This is a genomic window from Flavobacterium sp. J372, assembly GCF_024699965.1.
In the GTDB taxonomy this organism is placed as follows: Bacteria; Bacteroidota; Bacteroidia; order Flavobacteriales; family Flavobacteriaceae; genus Flavobacterium.
Genome location: NZ_JAJOMZ010000004.1, coordinates 1,193,133 through 1,218,241, shown reverse-complemented (window position 1 = coordinate 1,218,241; position 25,109 = coordinate 1,193,133). Strand labels below are relative to the sequence as shown.

Annotated in this window: 27 protein-coding genes and 1 pseudogene; 2 read left to right on the top strand and 26 right to left on the bottom strand. The window is 39.5% G+C overall.

Features of this window, described 5'->3' with window-relative positions:
* Positions 1 to 9: 9 nt before the first annotated feature.
* Together LRS05_RS06090 and LRS05_RS06085 are read left to right on the top strand one after the other, a co-directional pair.
* A pseudogene (locus LRS05_RS06090) lies at positions 10 to 1,144 on the top strand (DUF4105 domain-containing protein).
* 5 nt (positions 1,145 to 1,149) lie between these two features.
* Complete coding sequence (locus LRS05_RS06085; RefSeq protein ID WP_257867490.1) at positions 1,150 to 1,887, top strand: tyrosine-protein phosphatase; 738 nt, start codon at positions 1,150 to 1,152, stop codon at positions 1,885 to 1,887.
* Here LRS05_RS06085 and LRS05_RS06080 read toward each other — a convergent pair whose 3' ends face one another.
* The 26 genes from LRS05_RS06080 to wecB all read right to left on the bottom strand — a co-directional run bounded on the left by LRS05_RS06080 (position 1,888) and on the right by wecB (position 25,108).
* Positions 1,888 to 4,251 carry a polysaccharide biosynthesis tyrosine autokinase gene (locus LRS05_RS06080; protein WP_257867489.1) on the bottom strand — a complete coding sequence of 788 codons (2,364 nt, stop codon included), beginning with the start codon at positions 4,249 to 4,251 and terminating at the stop codon, positions 1,888 to 1,890. It abuts the gene before it with no gap.
* Positions 4,252 to 4,429: 178 nt separating this feature from the next.
* Entirely contained in the window at positions 4,430 to 4,918 is a 489-nt protein-coding gene (locus LRS05_RS06075) for a polysaccharide biosynthesis/export family protein (protein WP_257867488.1), read from the bottom strand.
* A gap of 177 nt (positions 4,919 to 5,095) precedes the next feature.
* On the bottom strand, positions 5,096 to 7,075 hold the full coding sequence (locus tag LRS05_RS06070) for a nucleoside-diphosphate sugar epimerase/dehydratase (RefSeq protein WP_257867487.1): 1,980 nt from the start codon (positions 7,073 to 7,075) through the stop codon (positions 5,096 to 5,098).
* 66 nt (positions 7,076 to 7,141) lie between these two features.
* The gene (locus LRS05_RS06065) at positions 7,142 to 8,281 is read right to left on the bottom strand and encodes a DegT/DnrJ/EryC1/StrS aminotransferase family protein (RefSeq protein ID WP_257867486.1); all 1,140 of its coding nucleotides are present in this window, start codon (positions 8,279 to 8,281) and stop codon (positions 7,142 to 7,144) included.
* 63 nt (positions 8,282 to 8,344) lie between these two features.
* Positions 8,345 to 8,938 carry a sugar transferase gene (locus LRS05_RS06060; protein ID WP_257867485.1) on the bottom strand — a complete coding sequence of 198 codons (594 nt, stop codon included), beginning with the start codon at positions 8,936 to 8,938 and terminating at the stop codon, positions 8,345 to 8,347.
* Between the two features lie 10 nt (positions 8,939 to 8,948).
* Positions 8,949 to 9,578 (bottom strand): NeuD/PglB/VioB family sugar acetyltransferase, encoded by a 630-nt coding sequence (locus tag LRS05_RS06055; RefSeq protein ID WP_257867484.1) that lies wholly within the window; start codon positions 9,576 to 9,578, stop codon positions 8,949 to 8,951.
* Positions 9,575 to 10,573 carry a sugar-transfer associated ATP-grasp domain-containing protein gene (locus LRS05_RS06050; protein WP_257867483.1) on the bottom strand — a complete coding sequence of 333 codons (999 nt, stop codon included), beginning with the start codon at positions 10,571 to 10,573 and terminating at the stop codon, positions 9,575 to 9,577. The genes LRS05_RS06055 and LRS05_RS06050 overlap by 4 nt, the downstream gene beginning before the upstream one ends.
* A gap of 4 nt (positions 10,574 to 10,577) precedes the next feature.
* Positions 10,578 to 11,183, bottom strand: coding sequence for a sugar transferase (locus LRS05_RS06045; protein WP_257867482.1), 606 nt, complete (start codon positions 11,181 to 11,183; stop codon positions 10,578 to 10,580).
* Between the two features lies 1 nt (position 11,184).
* Entirely contained in the window at positions 11,185 to 11,613 is a 429-nt protein-coding gene (locus LRS05_RS17225; protein ID WP_308224837.1) for a glycosyltransferase, read from the bottom strand.
* Complete coding sequence (locus LRS05_RS06040; RefSeq protein ID WP_308224835.1) at positions 11,564 to 12,361, bottom strand: glycosyltransferase; 798 nt, start codon at positions 12,359 to 12,361, stop codon at positions 11,564 to 11,566. The genes LRS05_RS17225 and LRS05_RS06040 overlap by 50 nt, the downstream gene beginning before the upstream one ends.
* A gap of 8 nt (positions 12,362 to 12,369) precedes the next feature.
* A complete protein-coding gene (locus LRS05_RS06035; protein ID WP_257869239.1) occupies positions 12,370 to 13,368 on the bottom strand; it encodes a glycosyltransferase in 999 nt (332 codons plus the stop codon).
* Entirely contained in the window at positions 13,337 to 13,528 is a 192-nt protein-coding gene (locus tag LRS05_RS06030; RefSeq protein WP_257867481.1) for a hypothetical protein, read from the bottom strand. Before LRS05_RS06030 ends, LRS05_RS06035 begins: the two co-directional genes overlap by 32 nt.
* A gap of 4 nt (positions 13,529 to 13,532) precedes the next feature.
* Positions 13,533 to 14,579 carry an NAD-dependent epimerase gene (locus LRS05_RS06025; RefSeq protein ID WP_257867480.1) on the bottom strand — a complete coding sequence of 349 codons (1,047 nt, stop codon included), beginning with the start codon at positions 14,577 to 14,579 and terminating at the stop codon, positions 13,533 to 13,535.
* Between the two features lie 3 nt (positions 14,580 to 14,582).
* On the bottom strand, positions 14,583 to 15,299 hold the full coding sequence (locus tag LRS05_RS06020; protein WP_257867479.1) for a glycosyltransferase: 717 nt from the start codon (positions 15,297 to 15,299) through the stop codon (positions 14,583 to 14,585).
* The gene (locus LRS05_RS06015; RefSeq protein ID WP_257867478.1) at positions 15,275 to 15,661 is read right to left on the bottom strand and encodes a hypothetical protein; all 387 of its coding nucleotides are present in this window, start codon (positions 15,659 to 15,661) and stop codon (positions 15,275 to 15,277) included. The genes LRS05_RS06020 and LRS05_RS06015 overlap by 25 nt, the downstream gene beginning before the upstream one ends.
* Before the next feature lie 2 nt (positions 15,662 to 15,663).
* Positions 15,664 to 16,566 carry a GT-D fold domain-containing glycosyltransferase gene (locus LRS05_RS06010; protein WP_257867477.1) on the bottom strand — a complete coding sequence of 301 codons (903 nt, stop codon included), beginning with the start codon at positions 16,564 to 16,566 and terminating at the stop codon, positions 15,664 to 15,666.
* A 17-nt stretch (positions 16,567 to 16,583) separates the two neighbouring features.
* Complete coding sequence (locus LRS05_RS06005) at positions 16,584 to 17,789, bottom strand: asparagine synthase-related protein (protein ID WP_257867476.1); 1,206 nt, start codon at positions 17,787 to 17,789, stop codon at positions 16,584 to 16,586.
* 52 nt (positions 17,790 to 17,841) lie between these two features.
* Positions 17,842 to 18,606 carry a RimK family alpha-L-glutamate ligase gene (locus LRS05_RS06000; protein ID WP_257867475.1) on the bottom strand — a complete coding sequence of 255 codons (765 nt, stop codon included), beginning with the start codon at positions 18,604 to 18,606 and terminating at the stop codon, positions 17,842 to 17,844.
* A complete protein-coding gene (locus tag LRS05_RS05995) occupies positions 18,576 to 18,872 on the bottom strand; it encodes a hypothetical protein (protein ID WP_257867474.1) in 297 nt (98 codons plus the stop codon). Before LRS05_RS05995 ends, LRS05_RS06000 begins: the two co-directional genes overlap by 31 nt.
* Positions 18,853 to 19,437: an acyltransferase gene (locus tag LRS05_RS05990; RefSeq protein ID WP_257867473.1), complete on the bottom strand. Its 585-nt coding sequence runs from the start codon at positions 19,435 to 19,437 to the stop codon at positions 18,853 to 18,855. The genes LRS05_RS05995 and LRS05_RS05990 overlap by 20 nt, the downstream gene beginning before the upstream one ends.
* Positions 19,434 to 20,531: a hypothetical protein gene (locus LRS05_RS05985; protein ID WP_257867472.1), complete on the bottom strand. Its 1,098-nt coding sequence runs from the start codon at positions 20,529 to 20,531 to the stop codon at positions 19,434 to 19,436. The genes LRS05_RS05990 and LRS05_RS05985 overlap by 4 nt, the downstream gene beginning before the upstream one ends.
* A gap of 5 nt (positions 20,532 to 20,536) precedes the next feature.
* On the bottom strand, positions 20,537 to 20,782 hold the full coding sequence (locus LRS05_RS05980) for a hypothetical protein (RefSeq protein ID WP_257867471.1): 246 nt from the start codon (positions 20,780 to 20,782) through the stop codon (positions 20,537 to 20,539).
* Positions 20,783 to 20,841: 59 nt separating this feature from the next.
* Positions 20,842 to 21,654, bottom strand: coding sequence for a hypothetical protein (locus LRS05_RS05975; RefSeq protein ID WP_257867470.1), 813 nt, complete (start codon positions 21,652 to 21,654; stop codon positions 20,842 to 20,844).
* Position 21,655: 1 nt separating this feature from the next.
* A complete protein-coding gene (locus LRS05_RS05970) occupies positions 21,656 to 22,711 on the bottom strand; it encodes an EpsG family protein (protein ID WP_257867469.1) in 1,056 nt (351 codons plus the stop codon).
* Between the two features lie 207 nt (positions 22,712 to 22,918).
* Entirely contained in the window at positions 22,919 to 23,677 is a 759-nt protein-coding gene (locus LRS05_RS05965) for a hypothetical protein (protein WP_257867468.1), read from the bottom strand.
* A gap of 339 nt (positions 23,678 to 24,016) precedes the next feature.
* The gene (wecB, locus tag LRS05_RS05960) at positions 24,017 to 25,108 is read right to left on the bottom strand and encodes a non-hydrolyzing UDP-N-acetylglucosamine 2-epimerase (RefSeq protein WP_257867467.1); all 1,092 of its coding nucleotides are present in this window, start codon (positions 25,106 to 25,108) and stop codon (positions 24,017 to 24,019) included.
* Position 25,109 lies beyond the last annotated feature (1 nt).

The window sequence follows — 25,109 nt, the reverse complement described above, 5'->3', positions numbered from 1 at the left end:
ACAAACACCATGCGCCCGCTGAAATTTTTATTTTCTGCATTACTTATTTTCGCTTTTAATTTTAATCTGACAGCTCAGGCACTAAGCGCTCAGGCAAAGATTACATTGCTTACCTGTGGCTCAGGAGATGAATTGTATTCTGTCTTCGGGCATACAGCAATACGGGTCAATGACCCGAACAGTGGAATGGACACTGTATACAACTTCGGCACATTTGATTTTGACACGCCTAATTTCCTATCTGAAGTTTGTGAAAGGCGATTTGCAATATTATGTTTCTGTAAGCTCTTACAAAGAGTTTGTATACCAATATCAATATTATGACCGGGATGTTTTTGAGCAGGAGTTAAATCTTTCTGCTAAACAAAAGCAGGATATTGCCAATGAACTGAATGCTATCTTATTATCTGACAGGAAATTCTACACCTATAAATTTATTGACAGGAACTGCACCACCATGGTGAGAGACATTATCAACAAAACCCTTCCTGAAAAGATTTCAAATAAAAATAGTGATAACGGACTTACCAACCGTGAAATTATATATTCTTACCTTAAAGAAAATCATTTCTATGAAAATCTTGGGATACACTTAATGTTTGGTGCTAAAACAGACATCTTACCAGATAAGCCTTTCCTCCCCAAACACCTTATGGAGGGTGTTGCGTTTACAAAGAATGACTCTATGCCTCTCGCTAAAAATAATGAAACGGTTTATTCACGTCAGCAAAAAGCAGCATCGCCCTGGTGGAACAATATCTATACATTTTCAGCAGCAATAGCAATCCTGGCTTTTTTTACACGATATAAAATAGCTATGCAGACTTATATGGCAATTGCAGGCCTATTGGGACTATTTTTTCTTACAGTTGGGTTTTATTCCTTCCATAGTGAAATAACCCTGAATTATAATGCATTGCTCCTGAATCCTATATTTATAATAATGTTGATTTTTAATATAATGCAGCGCCAAAAGATGATTAGGCTGGTAACATTTGCATGCATTGCCTGTAATGCAATATATGTATTTGTAATGCTGAATAAGCCGCATTTTACAATAATTATCCCGCTTATATTTCTTCATGCTGTAATATTCTGGCGAATATTAAAAACACAATCTAAACCATTCAATAATAAATCGTAATTAACGTGCTATTCTTCAGTAAACCAAAACAAAGCCTTGCAGATCTTATCCCTGATGGATATACAGATATCCACTCACATTTGCTGCCAGGCATAGACGATGGCGCAACTGATATTGCCGATACGGCTTCACTTATAAAATCGCTGGAAGAATTGGGTTTTAAAAATTTTATAACCACACCTCATATCTTGACAGGGGTCTGGAATAATACCTCTGAAGGCATAAAAGAAACCGAAAGTGAAACAATTGCCCGACTGCCGGAATACGGTATTAAAGCGCCACTTAAAAGCGCTGCAGAATACCTGATGGATGACACCTTTTTAAGCCTGCTTAAAACAGATAAACTACTTACCCTGAAGGAAAACTATGTTCTTGTAGAGATGAGTTACCTAAATGCGCCGATGCAGTTGTATGATATAATTTACGAGTTACAATTGCGTGACTATAAACCGGTTCTTGCACATCCTGAACGGTACAATTTTTATTCCGGTAAGATTGACGAGTTTCACAAACTGAAAAAAGCAGGATGCCTTTTCCAGCTTAATCTTCTCTCAGTAACAGGCTACTACGGAAAAGCACCTCTGGAAACCGCAAAAAAATTACTTGAGGCTGGTATGATAGATTTTACCGGCAGTGATGTACACCATCAAAGGCATGTTGAAGCTATTAAATCAAAAGTGCTGCTGAAAGATACAGCAGCACTTATAAATGCTATGAAAAGAAATCAGTTTTTTAGCTGCTGATTATTTCCTTCTTAATATCCTGTCAAGCAGTGATTTTTTCTTTACAGCAGGACCATAGCCGTAGCCATAACCATAGCCGTAGCCATAACCGTAGCCGTAGGCATACCCGTGATGTTTAACTGTATCATTAAGTATTATACCCATGTTTGGCAGTTTGCCTTCATTGTATAATGATTCAGGCACCGATAGCAAACGCTTATCAAGATGATTATCACGAACCACATACAAGAAACTGTGGGCATGATGAGCAATTATTAAGGTATCTGTTACAAGGCTTACCGGTGCAGTATCAACTACTATATAATCATACTCCTGCTGCAAATCATTAAATAATTCCTCGATTTTAGGAGACATAAGCAATTCTGCAGGATTTGGAGGAATTATACCAGGCGGGATAACATATAAATTATCATAATCCTTAAGTTTAACAACATATTCTTTATAAGAGGCATTACTTGAAGTTGACAAGTAATTGCTCAAACCTTTAGATGGAATATCTATATATTCATCAAGTTTAGGATTACGTATATCCATTCCTATGAGTAATACCTTTTTACCTGACATTGCAATTGTTGCACTAAGATTTACAGATATAAAAGTTTTACCTTCCTGCGGAATAGTAGAAGTTACAAATATAGTCTTACCAACACCTTCCGGTACCCGGCTAAGCATAAATTCAAGATTGGTACGTACAATACGTAATGATTCAGCTGTACTTGACCTGCTGTTCAATGTTACAATCTCATCATTATTATCAGCCTTAGGTATATCTCCTATATAAGGTATTGATAATTGTTTGATTATAGCTGAACCGTGAATTTTTGTATCAAGTATATCGCGTACATAGAAAATTCCTAAAGGAATAAAACATCCTAAAAACAGGGCAGACAAATATATTGTACCGGTTTTAGGAGATACGGGCGTACTGGCAGCCAATGCAGAATCAATAATTTTAGCATTAGGCTCTGTCGCGGCAAGAGATATAGCAATTTCTTCTCTTTTTTGCAGAAGATATACATATATGGCCTCTTTTAAGCCTTCCTGCCTTGAAATCCCTTTGTATTCTCTCTGCTGTGTAGGTACTGCCGATATTTTTGAGCTAACGTTACCCTGCTGTGACAGTAACTCCCTCTTCTTTATCCTTAAGTTCTCTATAAGAGTTTGAAGGCTTGAAAGTATATTATCTTTTAAGACAGGTAATTGTGCATTTATCTGTTTCACCCTAGGATTTTCAGGCCCCGAGTCATTCATATAATCCCGCTGCCTTAATATCATGGTATTGTAGTTGGATATCAGCACTGGTGCTGAAGTAGCATCCTGTGACGACGTAGTAAGGACGTTGGTTGGTATAAGCTCTAGCGGCCCTGCCCTTCTGATTGTATTCATCAGTGAAGATACAATAGCAAGTTGGGTGTCAACATCATTTAGCTGTCGATTAAGTTCTGATGCATTTTGTATATATAACCCCGATTCTGATGTTATGTCAGTAAGCCTGTTAGCTATCTTATATCTTTCACCCTGCCTTTCAACAACGCTTAGCTCAACACCTAATGAATCTATCCTTTGATTGATAAATTCACTGGTCCTTCTGAAAACAGCCTTTTTATCATCAATAGCATCCTGGTTATAGTGCCATATTACCATATCCAGAAAATCCTGAGCCCTGTCTTTATTCTGGTCAACAATTGATAGCTCAACAACACTTGTATTTTCAGCAATCAGCCTTACATTAAGCTTACTTTTATAAATCTGGGCAGATGACAGGAGCGGCAGGTATTTAAATTTGGTATTGATGTTACTATCGCCTGTTTTATTGATTACAGTAAAATTCAATTTAGGTACAAGCTGGCCAAATTTATACTTACCTATTAAATTGTCTTCACTGTCAAAAAGTTCAAAATTTTGTGCGTCAGTACTTTCTACTGCATAACTTCCTGACTTTTCAATCTTATTGTTGAATACGATTTCGATAGGTGATGCTTTATACAAATCTTCCTGTCGCAGGCGTCCGTCACTAAAATACTGGATATTCAGCTTTAATGAATCAACCGCTTTTGTTACAATTGTACGCGAATTGATAATCTGCATTTCATTATCTACGGTACTTTTCACCTTCTTTAGTACATCAATATCTGAAATTGCAGCAATTTCGCCAACCATACCACCTTTTTTGTCGTCCTTCACGAGTATTGTGGCTGAAGCGCTATACTGGTTAACACTGTAGCGCAAATAAAGATATGCGGCAGAAAGTGAAAATAATATTGCTAATAAGAACCACGGCCACCTGGAAAGATACCTGTATACAATATCTTTAAGGTTAAAATTAAAATCAGGATTTTGATTTAAATCTTTATTCTCTTGCATTTTTTATCGGGTGGTAAGCGTTATGATTGTAATTAGCAATGATATTGTTGACAATGCCAAAGTAAGGTTTGGCCCCACTACAGATGAATTTACCCTTGTTTTGTTAGGTTTTATATAAACAACATCATTATGCGCCAAATAATAATAAGGGCTTGAAATTATATCAGGGTTTGTGAGGTCAACCTGGGTTATTTTTTTTTACGTTATCTTTTTCCCTGATTATCATAACATCTTTACGTTTTCCATAAATTGTTAAATCACCAGCCGCACTAAGTGCCTCAAAGATGGTTATCCTGTCACCGGTAACTTGCTGCGAGCCCGGCCGGCCCACCTCCCCAATTACAGATACTTTAAAATTTGTAACCCTCAGGTTTACCCCGGGATTATTAATATACTGGGTAAGCCTTTCTTTAATATAGTTTTCAGCCTCAATCCTTGTGAGCCCTGCAAGCCTTAATTTTCCTAAAATCGGGAAATTAATATCTCCGTTCTGATCAATAAGATAAGTATAGCCTGAATTATCAGTATTACTAATCATTTCCGTACTGCGCCTGTACAGAAAAGACATGTTGAAATCCTGCACCAAATCTGCGTTTGCGCCTGTAACCGTAATCATAAGGTTATCATCTGGCTGCAATGTATTTTCATACTTTAAAGCATTTTCCATTTCCTCCCCCGCTTTTTGCAGATAATGTATTTTCTTATTTGAAGCACATGAACTAAATGCGAGTACAAAAGCTAATGCTAAAAAAAACTTTAAAGAACAATGGAAATACTTATACATGTTTGGTAAAATAGTTACTAATGACAAATATAGTTTAAATGCATTTATTATACTCATGCGCTATTTGGCGATGACATTTTTATCGAATACCTGATAGTTAGAATTTAGGCTGATGAACTCAGGTACTATCTCCTTCATTTTTACAACAACATCTTCTCTGTTAAACGTATTTGCTATGGAAATCAAATCACTAACGTTCATTGATAAATTGCTAAAGTCTTCAAATATTTCTTTGGCTATCATAATTTTTTCATGATGGGTTGGCAGAGTACTTGATGTATCATTAAGCAGCTCTTCATAAAGCTTTTCACCCGGACGTAGCCCTATAACCTTTATCTCAATGTCTTTATCCGGCACAAACCCTGCAAGGCGAATCATCTTATTTGCCAGATCAATAATTTTCACCGGCTTACCCATATCAAATATATAGATTTCACCACCTTTACCCATAGCTCCGGCCTCCAGCACCAGCTGGCATGCTTCAGGAATGGTCATAAAGTACCTTATAATGTCAGGATGTGTAAGCGTAATTGGGCCACCGGCTTCTATCTGTTTTGTAAACAGCGGTACTACCGACCCATTTGACCCCAGCACATTGCCAAAGCGTGTAGTTATAAATTTTGTTTTGCAGCCACTGCCGTTTGCCCTTATATGTTCCTGAAGCGATTGCACATATTTTTCAGCGATGCGCTTGCTGGCACCCATAACGTTGCTTGGGTTAACAGCCTTATCTGTTGATACCATTACAAAAGTGTCAACATTATATTTGCATGAAAGGTCTGCCACCAGCTTTGTACCCATTACATTTACAAAAACCGCCTGTGACGGATTTTTCTCCATCATAGGCACATGTTTGTAAGCTGCGGCATGATAAACAACTTCAGGCTTATAATAGTTGAATATTCCCTCCATCGCTTCACCGTTACGCACATCTGAAATCACAGAATGCAGTTTTACGTGCGTAGACAGTTTTTCAACTTCAAGGCTAAGATGATGTAATGGTGTTTCAGCCTGATCAACCATTATAACTCTCCTGGGACTAAATTGTATTACCTGGCGTACTATTTCACTGCCAATTGAGCCTGCTGCACCGGTTATCATTACCGTCTTGTTTTTTAACTGAGACGAGATTGAAATGTTATCAAGCACAATCGGTTTGCGCTCCAGTAAATCCTGAATCTGGAAATTCTTGATTTTTTTTGATATTTCTTTTTGGTCTTCCCAGTCAGATACCAATGGTACAGTATATACCTTGTAATTAAATTCAAGGCATTCGTCTACAATGGTAAGTTTTTCTTCTTTGGTAAGGCTTTTATCAGCAATTACAAGGGCCTGCGCACCAAAAACACGCATAAGCGTAGATGTACGCTTTTTATGTTGTAATATTGGCAGCCCCAAAATCATTTTTGAGCGGTTCTGGCTGTACTTATCTATAAAGCCAACAAGTTTAAATCGTGCAGGGATTTCTGCCTTAAGTGCGTTCGCAACAGCTATGGCGTTGGCATCGGTACCGTAAATTATGGCTTTGGTAAGTTTCTGCCCTTTGTTGCCTACATAATTCTCAAAGAATTGCTTGATTAAGACCCTGTACAAGAACAAGCAGCTGAAAGAAAAAATGGCATTGATGAGTATACCTATATTCAGGTATAATAAATCTCCGTTAAGAGCGTAGTAAATGCTGTTGAACCCCAATAGGAAAAAAGCAGCAGTAAATTGTGCAAAAAATATTTTAACAGCATCAATGTATGATGAGTACCTTATGATACCGGAATAAGTGCGGAAAACCCTGAAAGTAACCAGGCTTATGATAAGGTACACAGGAATACTTATGATATATACATCTTTCTTTACATAAAGAACTCCTGTACGATGTATAAGTATGTAAGATATTAGGCCGGTTATTGCAATAACAAATAAATCAATAACCAAGATTATCCAACGTGGCAGATAGCCAAGGCTGTGCACGCTATTCCACAATTTTGTATTGCTGATAGCATGATTTACGGCATCACCCAATTCTTTACGTACTTTTTTGGCCAAGTTTTGTGGAAATTAATTCAGTTATGTCATTGTGCATAAAGATACACAAATTAACATTAGTTTAAACTACGAAAAAAATTGTTTTATGGCTTTACTTATCCTTGATTTTTCATCTTCTGTCAGGTTTGAACCTGATGGCAGGCACAATCCGTTTTCAAAAAGCTTTTCTGAAACTTTTTTACCATAGTAAGGACAGCCTTCAAAAACCGGCTGCAGGTGCATTGGTTTCCACAAAGGCCTGCACTCAATATTTTCTGCTTCAAGCGCCAGCCTAAGGCCTTCACGGTCTTTACCACCTGTTTTAAGAGGATCAATTACAATTGAACTAAGCCAGAAGTTTGAATGATAATCTTCATTGGGTTCGCTTAAGATTGACACTCCTTCAATATCAGCAAACAGTTCTGCATAAAATTGGTGCATGCTTCGCCTCAGGTTTATATGCTTGTCAAGAACTTCCATCTGCCCGCGGCCAATACCTGCGCAAATATTGCTCATACGGTAATTATACCCTACATGGCTATGCTGGTAGTGCGGGGCGTTGTCACGCGCCTGTGTTGAAAGAAATACAGCAGTATCTTTCTGTTCTTTAGTTTTAGTTACAATTGCTCCCCCGCCTGATGTTGTAATGATTTTATTTCCGTTGAAAGAAAGTATTCCTAAATCTGCAAGGGTACCACAGCTTTTGCCTTTGTAGCGGCTGCCCAAGGCTTCTGCGCTGTCTTCAAGCACCGGGATATCGTATTGCTGTGCTATTCGGTTTACTTCGTCTGCCTGATAGGGCATACCATAAAGATGCACAGCTATAATAGCTTTCGGTTTTTTACCTTTTGCAATACGGTCTTTTATTGCCTCTTCAAGCGCTATAGGGCAAATATTCCAGGTTGTTTCTTCACTATCAATAAAGACAGGAGTAGCGCCCAGATATTTTATCGGATTGGCTGATGCTGAAAATGTCATGCTCTGGCATATAACCTCATCTCCTGCTTCAACGCCAAGCATTATAAGCCCCAAATGGATGGCAGCAGTACCTGAACTTAAAGCGCCCACGAAACGCTCACCTCCGATATATTTCTCAAGATCCTGCTCAAAGCCTGTAACGTTAGGGCCCAAAGGTGCAACCCAATTAGTATCAAACGCTTCCTGAACATATTTTTGCTCACCACCACCCATGTGCGGTGACGAGAGCCAAATCTTGCTGTCGGCCATATTGCTGTGTGTTAAATTTTGTGCAAATGTAACGGATTAAGAAGCAATCAAAAAATTATTTAATCAATCTTTAAACGATTTGACAAACTCTGTTTTAGCCTTATTTCCGGCAAATGTCCATAATATTATCTTTATGTCAAGAAACAGGTTGCGTTGTCGAAGATATATCAAATTTAGTCGGACTTTATCAGGAAAAAGTACTTTATCATTATACATATCCGGTTCATTTTGTTGTGACAAAATTTCTTCTTCATCTGCATATTTGAGGCTCGCCAAGCCTGTAATCCCGGGGCGCAATTGCAACAATTGCCTGTCTGTTCCCTGCAATTTGTCATAATAGCCGGCCACATCAGGCCTGGGGCCCACTAAGCTCATATCACCAAGCAAGACATTGAGTAATTGCGGGAATTCATCGATTTTAAACTTTCTAAGGAAACTACCTATAGTTGATATTGTCCCATCACAACGTATTGTGCGCAATTTGAAAATAGTAAATGGCTTACCATACCTGCCGATACGTTTTTGTAAAAAGATGCCTGATGAAGCTGTATCAATAGCAGCCAGTACGCATACCAAAAGTATTATCCACCCAAATACAAGCAAACCTGTTAATGCGCTTGCAAAGTCAAATAGCCGCTTTAGCAATAATGAACGCATTTGAGTGAGATTAATATTCTTTTGCCGGTACGCCTTTTACCTTTACATTGTCAGGTATATCTCTGGCAATCATCGTCTGGCCGCCAACTACCACACCACTGCCAATTTTTATGCCTTGCCGTGTAGATGTCCCAATACCAATATCTGTAGCTGTACCTATATGCGTAAAGCCTCCGAGATTTACACCCGGAGCCAATGTAGAATAAGCTGATATATGGCAATTATGGCCTATGGCGCAGTTCATGTTCATAATGACAAAGTCTTCAAGAACGGTTTCATAGTTGATAGAAACACCCGGATAAAGAATCACACCCTTACCTACTATAACTTTTTTAGAAAGCCAGGTATGGGCTGGTATTAATGAAGGGAATATGATGTTTTTACCCTCAAGCAGCTTTGCTATCTTTTGCTTCACAGCCGGATTTGCTATACCTATGGCAACATGAAGAGGCCCGTCATCAGAAAGAAATTTGTCAATGTCTGACACGGGGCCGAGTACCTTTAAATCATAATATTCCTTACCATGTTTATCAGGATTATCGTCTAAAAAGCCTAGCAATTCAAAACCCGGAAACTCGTTTATATTAAATGAAATATATCCGCCAACATTACCGGCGCCAATAATCAGAAGCTTTTTCATTGAAATTTCTTTAGTTCAGCCTTCATGCCTTTTTCAGCAGGCAGCTGCCACAGCAGCTTGCACCAGTTATGATTGCCTTCTATAAGTTCCGGGCCTTTGTCGGTAATAGCAACGTCCCACCCTACCGAACGATTTTCAGGGGCTACAAATACTGCTTTCTCCATCATCTGCTTAATTTCCTGCCAGAACGGGACTTTAAAACCTGTTATTGGAACGCCGGTAACAGGATGTACGGTAACCGGCTTGCGGGTTATATCACTAAATACACCCGGGCCGTCAACCTCGCCGGTCTCTATATTTATTGTAGCTGCGGGGTTGCCTGCCGCCATATTGTCTACTTCGCTGTTTATGGTAACGCGCAGCCTTGCACCAAGATAATGCAACTGGCCGTTTTCAATCTGAGTAAAAATACGTACTGTATTAAGGCCTGATGGTGAAAGCGCCATTATATCAGGGTGCTGTAGTACATATTCTTCAAGCAGGTCAAGCTGGTTATCATCCATAAACTTCAACAGACTTTCTGCTGAATAATCTTTAACTTTAATTATTTTAACTTCAGCTCCAACCTGACCCATAGAACCTTTTGCTACAAGCCTGCCGCTTGGATTCTCCATCAATTCCTGCAGCTTTGCCGGATTTGCTTTTAGCTCATCTATCGGTGCGGCTTTGCGTATTATAAAGTCTTTAAACTTTTTAATGAATTTTATCTTATTCTCAAGCACGTCACGATACTCTTTCGGGTTCATCTTTAACTGGTACTCATACATAAAGCCGGTACCCGCCCAGGCCTCGCGCTGTCTTTCATCCAGGCTGTAAAATTTGAAATAGAAATAATCGAGTATGGAAATATTATATTTCAGCGATGATTTTATAGCGTCAGCCCAAAGTGAGGCTTTAGATTTCCCTGTTTCCTTTGATGCATGCTTCAAAAAGGCCTGCATCTTAGTTTTGTTAAGCTCTTTGAAGTAATATCCGAGGTAGAGTAGTCTTTTCATAATATTAGTTAGTTCCGTCAAACGGCATCATCGGCCTGCTGTCACTCTGGTTAATCCCTTCTCTTACAAGCACCTTTTTAGCGGTTAAGAAAAGGATTTTAATATCCAAAAGTAACGAAAGATTATCAATGTAATAAATATCAAGATTGAATTTATCTGTCCAGCTTATGCTGTTGCGCCCGTTTACCTGTGCCCATCCTGTAATACCCGGCCTCACCTCATGGCGGCGCATCTGGGTTTGATTATAAAGCGGAATGTATTTGAATAGCAGCGGCCTGGGGCCAATCAGGCTCATATCACCTTTGAGTACATTTATAAGTTGGGGAATTTCATCAAGCGATGTTTTACGGATGAAATTTCCTGCAGCTGTTATTCTTTCGTTATCAGGCAGCAGTTTTCCATCTTTATCTTTAGCATCCGTCATCGACTTGAATTTGATGATATGAAACGGCTTTGCATCTTTACCCGGACGCTCCTGAAAAAAGAAGGGCTTGCCGTTATTTTGCATGTACAAGATAATTGTCACAATGATAAACACCGGCGATATTAGCAGCAAACCAATAAGTGATGCCGTAAAATCTATAAGACGTTTAAAAAATGACCTGTACATATTATACCTGTTTTAAATGTTTTTTATATTCCTGAAGTATCGCTTCCCAAACAATATCATTTTTAAAGCGGCTCACAACCGTATCTCTGGCTGCAGAAGCTAACCTTTTACGTAACGGCATATCATTCAGCAATAGCTGCATCGCCTCAAAAAGCTGTTCCGTATTTTTTACAGGGACAATTAGTCCGTTCTGATTATGTGTGATTATTTCGTTGCTGCCGTTAATGTTACTCACAATACACGGCAACCCTAAAGCACCTGCCTGTAATACTACATTAGGGAAGCCTTCACGATAACTAGGAAAAGCAAAGATGTCACTGGCAAACAGGTACGGACGGATATCGTCATGCCTGCCAACAGCCAATATTTCTGGGGTTTCGTCAATAGCTGTTAAAACATCCTGATTTAATATACCCGTATCCTTTTCCATTGGGTCCCACCAGCAACAGTTTTGAATTTTTACCACCAGGCTGCTTTTGCAGTTTTGAAAATGCATTTACAAGTTCTGCGATACCTTTTTCTGAACTCAGCCTGCCCACAAAACTATATACTACATCATTCGGTTTAATTCCTAAATCAGCCCTGAACTTTTCGCGATACTCCTGTTTGCCTCCTTCAATAAAATCTGTCGAAAAATGGGTTGTATTTATACCGTTTGAACTACCGTTGGCAATCACCTTCATTTTATCCTTTCGGCAGAATTCTTCTTTTAGGATAATCTCTTCAAGCCCGTAAGAGTTTGGATATACCTCATGCGCCATTTTGTAAGTAATCTTTTCTATAAAAGACAGAAGCTTACGCTTAAAGCCGGATGTTTCTACAAGAGGCAATCCCGCTACAGTATGCAGTCTTACAGGTACTCCGGCAAGCCAGGCAGCCGTCATACCCAGCAATCCCGCTTTTGGTGTATGAGTATGAACTATTGCAGGCTTTTCTTTACGCATAAAACTATATAGCTTATAAAGCGATATAAGGTCTTTTACGGGGCTAATTGCGCGTTGCATTGATATAGGAGCCATACGTATCCCTTCACGCTCGCCAGCCTCTTTAAAATGCTTTTCGTCCTGCCCGGTAACGCCTATAACCTCAAAGTGGCGGTTCATAAATGCCAGCTGCCCTTTCAATAATATATTCATTGAAATGGGCACTGTGGTTATCCTTACCAGTTTTGGTTTCATGGGTGATGTTAAAGCAGTTGCTGCATTTCGGCACGAAGTTTTTGCGCCATGGTTTTATAAGATCTTTTTTCTAAAATGTATTCCCTGCCCTGTTGCGATAATGCTTCAGCTTTGTTATTATCATTCAGGATATTATGTATTGCCTCTGCAATCTCTCCAGCATTGAAGTCAATAAGCCCGCCGCCATATGCTTCGTTTATGATATCAACCTGGTCTTTAATGCCGCCGGTTGCAATTACGCAGCTACCCGCAGCCAGGTATTCCATAAGTTTGGTAGGCGATATCTGGTTGAGGATACCTGTAGATGGTATGGCCGACAATCCAATTTTCGTATCCTTAAGTTTCGCAAGCACTTCTTGGCGGGAAATTTTACCGTGAAATTTTACTTTATCTGCCATCCCGGTGTTTTGCGCATGCTGTTTCAGGTTTTGATCATCCTGCGGGTTATGCGATGCACCCCAAATGTCGAGTACAAGCGGACCGTATTTCTCATTATATATCTTTACGGCATCAATCATCACGTCGACACGCCTGCTTCCCGCAAGTGTACCAATGTATACAACATCATGCGAACGTTCGGCATAAGGCTTAGGATTTTCAAAATCGCCTACCTCAACCCCTAGTGGGTAAACAATATATTTATCACGGAACATTGGCCACTCCTTATCAAGAAATGTCCTCATCTGTTCACTTATCACCAGTATCCTGTCTGCATACTTGAGGTAAGTCTTACGCAGCAATTTATCCCCGAATGCTTTAATCTTGTAGAGTGCATTTCCTTTAGCGAAAGCATGAAGGTGTGATATCTGGTGAAAATGCAGTTTTACAACTTTCTTCGCCTTGAGCTGTTTGGCGATGATAAGAAAAACAGGGTCATTACGTGTAAAAAGCACATCATAAGGCCCTGATTCTTCAATTTTTGCAGAAAAACTCTTCAGTTTATCTATTTTTTTAAGGAAGAAGTTTGAAGGGCCGTCAGGTACGGTAAGAAAGCGGACCCCTTTCATCGTTGACAACAGGAGCAGCATTTGAGGCATACCCAACAAATGTAACTTCGCAGTTTTCGTTCAGCATTGATTTTTCAAGAACCCCTTGTATAAATGAATGATCAGTCGGGATTTCTTTATCTACCAGTACTGCTATCTTTATTTTGCTGTTATTTTCCATCTTTTTATGCCTGTTGGTAAAACTCCTTATACCATGCAGCAAATTTGCCTAGGCCTTCTTTAATATTCGTTTTCGGCTCAAAACCGCAAACTTTATTCAGCGCCGAAACATCAGCAAACGTAGCGTATACATCCCCTTGCTGCATAGGCTTATACTCTTTTACAGCCTCGTGGCCAAGCGCATTTTCAAGAGTCTCTATAAACTCCTTTAGCTGTACCGGTTTATTGTTACCTATATTATAAATGGCATAAGGTGCGGAAGATGTTGACGGGTCAGGATTCTTATTATCGAAGGCTTCATTTTTTTGTGGAACTTTATCAATAAGCCTCACAATACCATCAACAATATCATCAATGTATGTAAAGTCCCGCATAAGGTCTCCATTATTGAAAACCTGTATTGGCTGACCATTGAATATCTTTTGCGTAAACCCGAAGTAAGCCATATCTGGCCTGCCCCAAGGTCCGTAAACGGTAAAAAATCTAAGCCCGGTACATGGTATGTTGTATAGCTGCGCATAACAGTGTGCCATCATTTCATTGGCTTTCTTTGTAGCTGCGTAAAGGCTTACAGGGTGATCGGTATGGTGCGATGTGGAAAACGGCATTTGCCCGTTTAGCCCGTATACAGAGCTTGACGAAGCAAAAATTAAGTGCTTCGGCTTGTAATGGCGAGCCATTTCAAGAATATTCATGAAGCCCTGTACATTGCTTTGAACATAGGCATCCGGATTTTCAATTGAGTAGCGAACACCCGCCTGGGCTGCAAGATGAATTATATAGTCAAAACTATTATTACGGAATATTTCTTCAAGAGCAGGTTTATCACTGATATCAGCTTTATAAAAGCTGAAACCCTTATGTTTATTGCTTTGTGGTTCATTTACTTCAACACCTAAATCAGTAAGCCTGCCGTATTTTAAGGCAGTATCATAATAATCATTAATGTTATCTATGCCCACCACATCATTCCCAAGCTCCAGCAATTTTTTACTGAGGTGATAACCAATAAAACCCGCCGCTCCCGTAACCAGAATAGTAGTTTTTGCCATATCTTATTGTTTACAGCCGCCTAATATAAAATCTATAACTTCTTTCCCAATCTTATCTTCATTGAAACGATTGGCATTAGCTGCAGCATTTTTACTAAGTTTTTCACGTGTCTCTTCGTCTGCAATCAGCTTGTTCATAGCTATACCTAATGCATTGATATTGCCCTCTTCAACCAAAATCCCGTCAACATCCGGAGTGATAATATCGCGCGGGCCCGCGTAAAAATCATAGCTAATGCACGGAACTCCTGCTGTCATAGCTTCGGCCAATGCATTTGGGAAGCCCTCACTTCTTGATGGTATCACAAAGATACCCGCTTCAGCATAAATTTTGTCAATTTCGGCAACTTTCCCTAAAAAAACAATGTTGTCGAGTATACCTAACTCGCGCGCCCGTTGAGTAAGCTGCGGACTTTCATTAGATGAACCTCCCGCAAATACAAGTTTCCAGCTTTTATCTTCAACCAATGCAAAAGCTTCCACAAGGCGGTCGAATCCTTTTAGAGGGTCACCAAAGCGCCCCACTGCAAGAATTATTTTTTGCCTTGCAATTTCGGGATATCGTATAATCTTCCGAACAGCATTTGGGATAACTTTAACAGGAATATTACCGTATCTTTTAGCCTGGTGTTTTGCTGCCACAGATGTCTGGGCAACTATGCCTGCAGGCTTTTTTAAAATAACAGCAAGCTTGTTTATAATTTCGATTTTTTCGGCCATTTGTAAAACGGACTTGATCTCTCCGAAATGAAAACTTTCCTGCCGGTGCCGGCTAAGGCAATTAATGCCAGTGATGCATAAAATTTATTGTAAGCTAATATAGTATCGGGGTTATATTTTTTTATTTCCCTTCTGATTCTGATAATCGTTTTTGGTATATCGAGTTTTGAAACGTTTGTCCCATCTGTTGGTTCATTGTAAAAAATTGCAGGATGCAGGTCAAAAAACCTGGGGTGCTTAAATATGGCGAGGTACATTACTTCATAACCCTGTCCGGCAGCGTAGTTTACCAGCGTTGATGATGCCCTTTCTATACCGCCCATGTTTACGCACGGCCCTATAACTGCAATTTTTTTTGCCATAATTAAAGATAGCTTGCTATTATTTGTGAGGCATATAATGGGTCTTCAACATCGTCAACCTCTCTTCCACCTTTTACCTCACTCGTATATTTTCCTTCAATCACTATTTTTTTGGTTGCGCCACGCAAGAACCACTCATATTCAATATCTACATTGCCAATATCTACGGTATGGTAACCTGCTTTGTACAGATCATATGAAAGCGCCGTTGCCGTTGGGCCTAAAGCAAGTAGTATCAATGTAGATTTATCATGCTTCAGCGCTTCATTATACAAATCGTCATACCTGTCAAAAGCATTATGCTTGGGCGCTAAAACACGCTTCAGGCTCTTTGCCGTGCTGAAAAGATTATTCCCAACACCAAGCCTGCTTTTTTCGCCTTCAATCAAGACTACATCACGCCCATCCCATATCTGCATTACTTTTTTAAAGTAACCATCGCTAACCGACCTGTCTTCAAACCCGGAATAAACTCTTGTCATACTGGCGTTATAGTACACCTTGCCCGGCTTCAGGTATTTCTTAAGCCTTGGGTAAATCCATGCTATCTGGCATTTCCAGAAACGGGAACAGCTTTTGGTAAGGTTATTCATTGAATGGTAACCTATAGGCAGGCCAACCATAAATTTCTCATCCTCAAGCACAAGGATGTCTTTCAGTTTTTTAGCCAGCTTTTGGTCATAACGCTGAAATGGGAGCTCCAGCTTGTCTATCAGGTAAAGAAACTCGCCGTCACCATACCGCGCTATCGACCTTTTGTTTTCTACAATTTCATCCAGCGTTTCATCAATAGAACGCACATCCGGCAACGGATATACCTTTATCACAAACGGGTAAGAACGGCTCATCACTTCTTTGACAAGCTGCCTTGCCGGCCTGAAAAAATTATTATACCTAATGCTCATTTTAGTTCTGTTTAATGTTACAGTACCTTACCTGTTTTTAAATGAATTTCAAGTGATGTCAGTACCAGCAATATATCATAATAATTGCCTTTATTTGACAAGTGGTCATTCAGCAGCTTTACAGCATCTATATCCAGGATATTCCTTTTGCTGAAATCGTTTATATGTTCGGTTATTACATTCCTTAAGTCCTGTTTCTCACGAATCTTGTCGTTGAAATTAAGGAAGTTCACTCCTTTTGATTTACCTGTAAATTTAGACATTACCTTGTTGACAGCTTTAGATAAGTAAACGAGCTTATCCGGTGCATTCAGCGGAAGGCCTGCGGTGGTTTTTGTTACGTATGAAAATGCCTTCGGGAATGCATCCATCAGCATCTCTTTATAAAATTTCTGGTCTTTACGCTCATGGTGAGGCAAGCTCAAAAAGAAATCAACAAAAGGCTGGTAAGTAAACGGCAGCCTGAAGTCATAGCCTTCAAGCAATACATGTGGGGCAATATATCTTCCCTGCCTTATCCTGAAATCGAGCTGCTCTTCATAGCTTAGCTTTTCAGGACCCACAAGATTTCCGCTGTCAAGTATCCCGGCTATATCGTCTTTAGGCAAAGGGACAGATACAACATATTTATTTTTCTTGATGAAGTATTGTTTTGCAGCATCAAGATTGTCTGTTACTACAGCAGGCTGATGGCTGCCCGCAACCGGGTCTCCAAAAAAGCCGCTCCACAATACCTGCCCTTCACTTATCTTATCCATCATCCATACCGGCCAGTGGTGAAACAGCACTGTTTGCTGGTTATTTCGCTTAGATATGTCCATCAGTTCATCAGTCCGGTACTCATACTTGTTCAGGTCAAACGGTGTATTTTTTATACCCAGCTTTTTTGACACCATCTGCCCTATCTCAAAATCCCATGCACCCGGAATACCAAATGTTATTGTACTGATATTTGCAGCCTCGGTATGCTCAAGCAGCGCTGCAAGTATAGCCCGGCTGTCAAGACCTCCGCTTAAGGGTACAATATGTTTTTGCCCGGGCTGGTAGTTATGTTCAACAGAATCCCTGAAAACTTTTGCGCCTTCAGTTAAAAGCGCGGGTTTAGATACGTTTTTATACTTCCCGCGGTCAATACCATCAAGGCTGAAGTAATCACGGCCTTTGTCATATTCTACAAAATAGCCGAGATTTAAAAATGATTGCAGGTTAGGTGAAATTTCCATGTGGGGGATATCAGGTTTTTAGCGGAACAAATCTACAATAAAATGAGCAGAGTTAAACTTTATTGGCTTCTTGTAAACTATTGACAATGTCATCAATTATGAAATGTACCGAAATGAATTTTCCTTCATGCCAGTTTAAATCCCTGTCCCAATAACCGGGGCAAGGGTAATAAACTTCAATAGCATAGCCATAGTTTATTTCAACAATCAGCGGGTTGTTATCTTCATCAAAGACATAGTCAAACGCCACGCATGAAGCATTTAGGCGCTTCTGCACATCAAAAGAAATCTGCACACATCTTTCGTCCATTTCTTCACGGTCATAGCGCACAAAACCGCTACCAGATGCCCTGAAATCATTTTCGCGAACCATCCTTTTTATTGCAAAAGCCCTGTCACCAATAACAATTATCCTGATGTCAAATGTATTATTCGGGATAAACTTCTGGAAAAGCATATACCCCTTCTGCTTTCCGTGGATGTTTGCAAACTCTGTAGAAACTATCAATCTGCGCAGGCTCTTTAAAATCTCTCTTGAAGTGCTTTTTCCCAGCCTGTATTTTCTCAGTACTTCTTTCAGGTTCCCCCACTTGTCATATGACCCGAAGCCTACACCGAAAGCGCGGTTAACAAACTTCATGGCATCAGCTTTTGTGTGTAAAAGCTTTACATTGCTTGAGCCGGCACCGCCCCTAAGTTTAAATACTTTAGGGAATTCTGTATTTTTTACATATTCTATTGCGTCTTTCCTGGAATAAAAAACATCTGTAGGTACTAAAGGCGCATTTATCGCTTCCAGTAAATACTTTTGTGCCACTTTATCATCAAAGTGCCAGCCTGAATTAAATTCAGGCCATACTCTTTACCGGAGTGCTCTAAAGCAAACAGCAATTGCTGGGCAAAGAGCTTATCTTTTGCAAGTGTATGGTGGTGATGCCACAATAAAACATCACAATCCTCTACCTGTTCAATAATATCTGACTTGTAACAGTCAACTATTTTAAAAGGAATTCCTTTTTTCTCGCAGTATTCAATCCAGTGCGGACTAAAACCCCAGTTTGACTTATGTATTGCTAATTTCATAATCCTTAATATTTATAATATCAGTTACTTTAGCAGGATTACCGCTTATTAAACTGTTTGCGGGAAAGTCCCCTTTTACTACTGAACCTGCGGTTACCATAGAATTATCTCCTATTACCGTGCCTTTTAAAATTATTGAATTAAGGCCAATCCAAACGTTTTCCCCAATAATTATGGGCTTAGGCACATCCCGGCCAACAGTGCGGTTTGAAGAATTAAGAACATGCCCGTTTGAATCAATTATATTTACCCCCGATGCAATAACTGTATTTCTCCCTATTGCTATTTCACTCTGTGCATGCAGGTATACACCATTAAGCCTGCAATTTTCACCAACGGTTATTTTTGCACCGGGTACATCAATTAAAAATGTGGATACGAAAGGCATTCCGGCATGATAGCCTCTTTGTCTCGACCTTATCTTCACGTTGTCTTTTAGTACCAACTCATTTTTATATAAGATAAACTGAGAATCGTAATCTACAGATACATTTTTACCCGTCTTGAAATTCGGATACTTACGGCGCAGGTATTTTAGATACCACTTATTGAGAATTTTTCTCATCCCAAAAATTTTTTACTTAAACCATCGCTGCTTACAAACCTGGCATCAGGCCACTTTTTAAGTATTTCACTTATCAGTTTATTAAGCAGCTTCAAATTTGTATCTCTGTTACTTACGTCAATCCGGCCTGTAAAATTCAACCTGTGTGAGCATATGATAGCCGGCCTGTTCCACCGGAATGCGGCATTTATATCGCTAAGGCACTCATTAACCCAGTCAAAATTTGATTTTGTACTTGGCTCAAAAAAGCAATTGCGAACAATATTTAACTGCCCGTATTGTGTTTTGGTGCTGCGGGTCCTTGACAGTTTTTTTGTTTTTTGCTGGTCGGCATATTTATAATGCAGGCCTTGTATGCTTGTAATACCCAGCCCTGCAGTTATGTTTTCTACCTCATCATCCCAAACATATACCGGGGCAATAAAACTTTTAGGATATTCATTAAATATTTCCCTGAATTGTTTGTGAGCATCAGTGAGCACAGCTTTAAAATCTTCACCCCCTACCCTGTAAAAAGAAGCAAGATAAGGCACTCTGATTGTGGGGACATTTTCAAAACTTAAGGTGCTTATGTTATAATCGAATGCTTTCCTCACATCAGGGTTATTCCTTACAAGGTCAAGCCATGCTATTGGGTTAATATGTTCCCTGCCATGAAGCTGCGGGCTTAACATACCGCTTTTCACACCATCATTAATTAGGCTCATGACTCTGTCACTGCCATCATAATTGTTGTATGCAGCCGTTATATCTTCAAAAAAATACTGCTCAAAATTATGCTCTTTAATTCTTTTGAAGTCAGGATTGGCAGTAAGAAAATTTGCAGTAATTACAGGGCTGTTACCATCTTTATCTTTGTGCTTTGACAACACTTCGTACAGGTTTTCATAATCACTGTTTAATTCCAGAGCATCAAATTTTGAATAGGCGCATTTCTCAACACGTATTGAAGATCCTTTCAAGATTTCAAACACCTCTTTTGACGGCATTCGTATACCTCCCCAGTCGTCAGATTCAATGATTATAAGTTTTTCCTTACTTTTCAGTCCGGATAAATTGATGTAATTCCTGTATAGTTCCTTTTTAATCTTCATATTATTTATTCGCCTGCACCGTTCATTATATCATATAGCGCGGCTGCAGAAATAAATTCAGCATCGGGCCACTTTTTAAGAATTGCAGTGAGCAGTTCATCCAGTGCCTTAACACCTTTATCGCGGTTAGCGGGGTCTATACTACCTGTAAATGCTGCCCGGTGGTTACTTATAATAGCAGGCTTTTTAGCCTTAAAAACCTTTTCTATATCGGCCAGGCAAGAGTTTACCCCATTGCCTGATTCATTCATATTTGGTTCAAAAACCGCATTGCGGGTAATATACCGCTGCCCCAAACCATTTTTCTTCCCTATGTAGCGAAGCTTCTTTTTTCTTTGCCATAGCCTACTGGTATCTTTTGCAGCGTTGGTACATCAAGCAATTTTATACCTTCTGCAGCCAGCGTTTTCTCTATACCCGAATTATAAATTTGTGACGGAGCCGTAAAAAGCTTTGCTTTATACCCAAACAGCTGCCGGAACAAGTTTAGCCCATCAACAACTATTGCTTCATGTTCTGCGACATCCGCAGGGAAATCAACATCAAATGCCGCCCCAAAGTTTTTTGCGCCTTCGGTAAGCATATCTGCCCTATCCGGTATATAAAAGCCATGCTCAAAAGCTGTAAGCGCATTTTTATTGCCGCCCTGCAGCGCCGCCATCCACCGGTTTACATTGAGGTGTTCGCGCCCATGGAATTCAGGACGGAAAATATTTTCGGCAATGCCCTGCTTATATAGATCATATACAGCGCCATGTTCAGGATAATTCTTCAGCGTTTCGGTGAAAGGTTCGTAATGATACTTTGAAAAACCTGATTCTTTAATTTTTTTAAAGTCGGGATTTGCCACATTGGTAAGGGTAGTAAAAACTGCTTTATTACCATTCTTGTCTTTATGTTTTGAAAGCACTTCAAATAATGCTTGCATATCTGCGGAAGATTCAAGGGTATCAAACCTGTTGAACCTGTTTGAATCCATATTGAAGCCTTTTGCCTTAAGATTTTCACGGGCTTCATTTGACGCTACACGCACACTTCCCCAATCGTCAGAGGTAAATACAATAAGCTTTCTGGAAGTTTTCCAGCCAAGCCTGAAATATAGCTGTTTAATTTTCCCGATCATATCATTTTATAATTGGCATACCGTTATCTGAAAAAATTGCTATTATCGGTGATGGCATCAATAATGTAATATTCGTAGTATTGAGACCCACACGGGTACTTATGGCAGCTGTTAATAACATTGGAAAAATACCAAATAAAATTATAGGGTCAAGCTTCCTGGTATTGTAATAATGCGCATAAAAAATAATTAGCAGCAAAGTTGCCAAAATATAATATACTGTTAAGAAGCGCCCGCCCGAAGGAACTGTTGATGCGAGATTGGCGTATGTAAGTATTAATAAGGTCACACACCATAAACTGTTGAACTCCTTTGATACCTTTACCTTCCCAATCCTGAAATACATGCTGCCCATAGCAATGGTAAAAAAATATTTAAGTGTTACAGATGATAATGTTATAAACCATGCTGCCTGTTGCTTATATTCTTCAACCGTTTTTGTGTATTTGGTGTTGGTATAACTATTAAATTTTCTCGTTATACCGCTTCCAAAATTTTCAACATAGGCTTCTATTGCAGGCAGGGGCAGTTCTGAAAGCATGAATGATATTGATGCGAGCACTGTATATATCCATTTACGATTACCTGCAAAAACATATATAAGAAGCACAATGCTAACCGTTATGAAACTAAAGTGAACCAATATTGCAGAAAGCGCTACAAAAAGATACAGTTTCTTATTCCTGTAGGCATAATTATAAACGCCGTAGGCAAAAAGCCAGGCGGCTGTCCACATCCTGAAACCGTTTATAGAGAAAATTGGTAATAAAAGAGGAAGGTAACAAAGCAATGCTATTACATTTTTATTTCTATGACCTTCGGTGTCCTGATATACCATATAAATAGTTTTTAGCTGCAGCAGGCCAAAAACCAATGCAAAAACCGCAAAAAGAATACCGGGGTATGATGTAAATCTTGACACTAAAAAAGTAAGTGCCGGCTGCAGTAAATCCAGCTCACCCTCTTCACTAAATAAGCCCTCGAATATCTTATCCCTGTTTTCAAAAGGTATGTCATAAACCCTAAGCAGCTGGTTTGCATAGCGCTCACCATCCATAGCAGGATTTACAAAAAAGTAAATCCGTAAAGCGTATAAAATACAAGGATTAGATTTCTGTTTAAACGACTCGAAAAATCACGGCACGCCATAATAAATCCTATGAAAGGCCAAATAAGAAAGATCAGAAGCTGGTATTTTTTCCTGCTCTCCTCACTTATCCTTTCAAAAACGGATGTTTTGGTATGTAATACCGCGTCTTTCAAACTACTTTTTCATAAGATTAAAAAATTTCTGCGCAACGCTTTGTATACTGAATTTTTCGAGATCTTTCACTACAAAACTGTTGTGGTAATCACCATTCAAAAATTCATCTATTATCTTAAAATCGGGCTTCTCTGCCTGAATATCCAATATCGGTTTTTTGACAAGGCTGTAATCTATCAGCTTGCTTGGCGTTTGGTTTACGGTGCCGTTATTAAGATTCAATAAAAAATCCATTTTGGCAAGCTCCTGCAAAAGCAATGGGCGTGGCAAAGGCTGGTGCAGCACAACCTGAGGATACTTGGCGTACATTCCGAGGGTTGAACTGTTATTTGAAAATACATGAAACCTGAAATCTTTACCTGATTCCAGTAAATAATCGATAATTAATTTAGGGCTCCTAATCCCTGATAACGCAACGCCTCCTGCATAAGCAAATGTAGGCACAGGGTTTACTTCATCTGTATGATTTATTTTAATCTCATCAAAATCAAATCCTTGCGGTATTACAACTATTTTTGAGTGAAATTCAGGGTAATACGCTTTAACTGATGTTTCTGTTGGTACAGATATAAAATCTGCTTTCCTGCAAAAAGACTTTTCAAGGTATTTGAACCAGAATGGCGGTTTTATAGACTCAAGAGTATTTCCCATAAAAGGGTCGCCACAATCTGCAATCCAGGTATGGGCAATGGGGTTTTTCTTATTTCTTACGGCAGCAATTCCCCAATGTATAGGGTGAGGAACGGCTATAGATATCATAAGGTCATAAGTAGCAGCCGTATTTTTAAGCTCTTTTTAACCTTGCCCATTATTTCAATGTTGGGATATTCAAACATCAAAAAGAGCGCCCTGTTTAATTTGTGCAGCAGAGAATCTAATATTTTATTTGATGATTTAAATTTGGAAAATCTCAAAGTGAATGTTTTAATGTTGATGGGGTATTCTTTCAGAAGAGAACTATAATCAACATTTTTCTCGGGCAACATTACCGTAACATCATGCCCCTGCCTTGAAAATTCTTTCGCAAGCTCAGTTGCCCGGAAAGCCCTTGGCGAGTTCTCAGGATAAAAAGCTTTGGTTACTATTAATATGCTTTTTTTAGGCATTGATTTTTAATAAAGAGTCAACAATACGTTCCGCAGCGTGTCCGTCCCATAGTTCCGGTATGCCGCCTTTTTTCCAGTCTCCGGCAAACAATTTTGCAAGAGCGGGTTTTACAGCTTCCGGGTTTACACCAATCAGCTCGTTTGTGCCTATGCTCACGGTTTCAGGCCTTTCTGTATTTGCGCGAAGTGTTATACACGGCACTCCCATCACGGTAGTTTCTTCTGTAATTCCGCCAGAGTCGGTAATCACCGCCTTGCAATTCTCCACAAGATAATTAAATTCAAGATAACCCAATGGCTCTACTATCAACAAATTATCTGCCTCTATGCCAAGGCTTGAAAATATCTTAGCTGTGCGTGGGTGTATAGGAAATATTATAGGCAGGCCTTCAACATTATTTACAATTTCGTCAATAAGCGCCTTAAGTTTTTCACCTTCATCAACATTGGCCGGCCTGTGCAGCGTCATCACCAGATATTTACCTTTTTCAAGGTTGTTTTCATCAAAAATGGCAGGCTTGCGCAACTTGCTCCTATTAGCGTTCAGCGTATCAATCATTACATTTCCTGTAAAAAAGATATTACTTTCGCTTATGCCGCTCTTTTTAAGATTATCATTGGCAAAGGTGCTTGTGGTAAAAAAGTAATCTGTAATGCTGTCTGTTACCATACGGTTTATTTCCTCGGGCATGGTAAGGTCAAATGAGCGTATACCCGCTTCAACATGGGCAACTTTTGTATTAAGCTTTTTGGCAACTATGGCGCAGGCCATTGTAGATGTTACATCTCCTACCACCAAAACAAGGTCGGCCGGATTTTCGAGAAGTTCTTTCTCAAACGCTACCAGTATAGCAGCTGTTTGCTCTGCCTGTGTACCCCCGCCGCAGTTAAGGTTGGCATCAGGATGTGGAATATTGAGTTCTTTAAAAAATGTATCTGACATTTTCTCATCATAATGCTGGCCTGTATGTATAAGGCGGTACTGTAAGTTGTGGCCAGATGAGTGCGCCTTTTTTATAGCATGTATAATTGGCGCTATTTTCATAAAGTTTGGCCTTGCGCCTGCTATAATGCTAATTTTCATA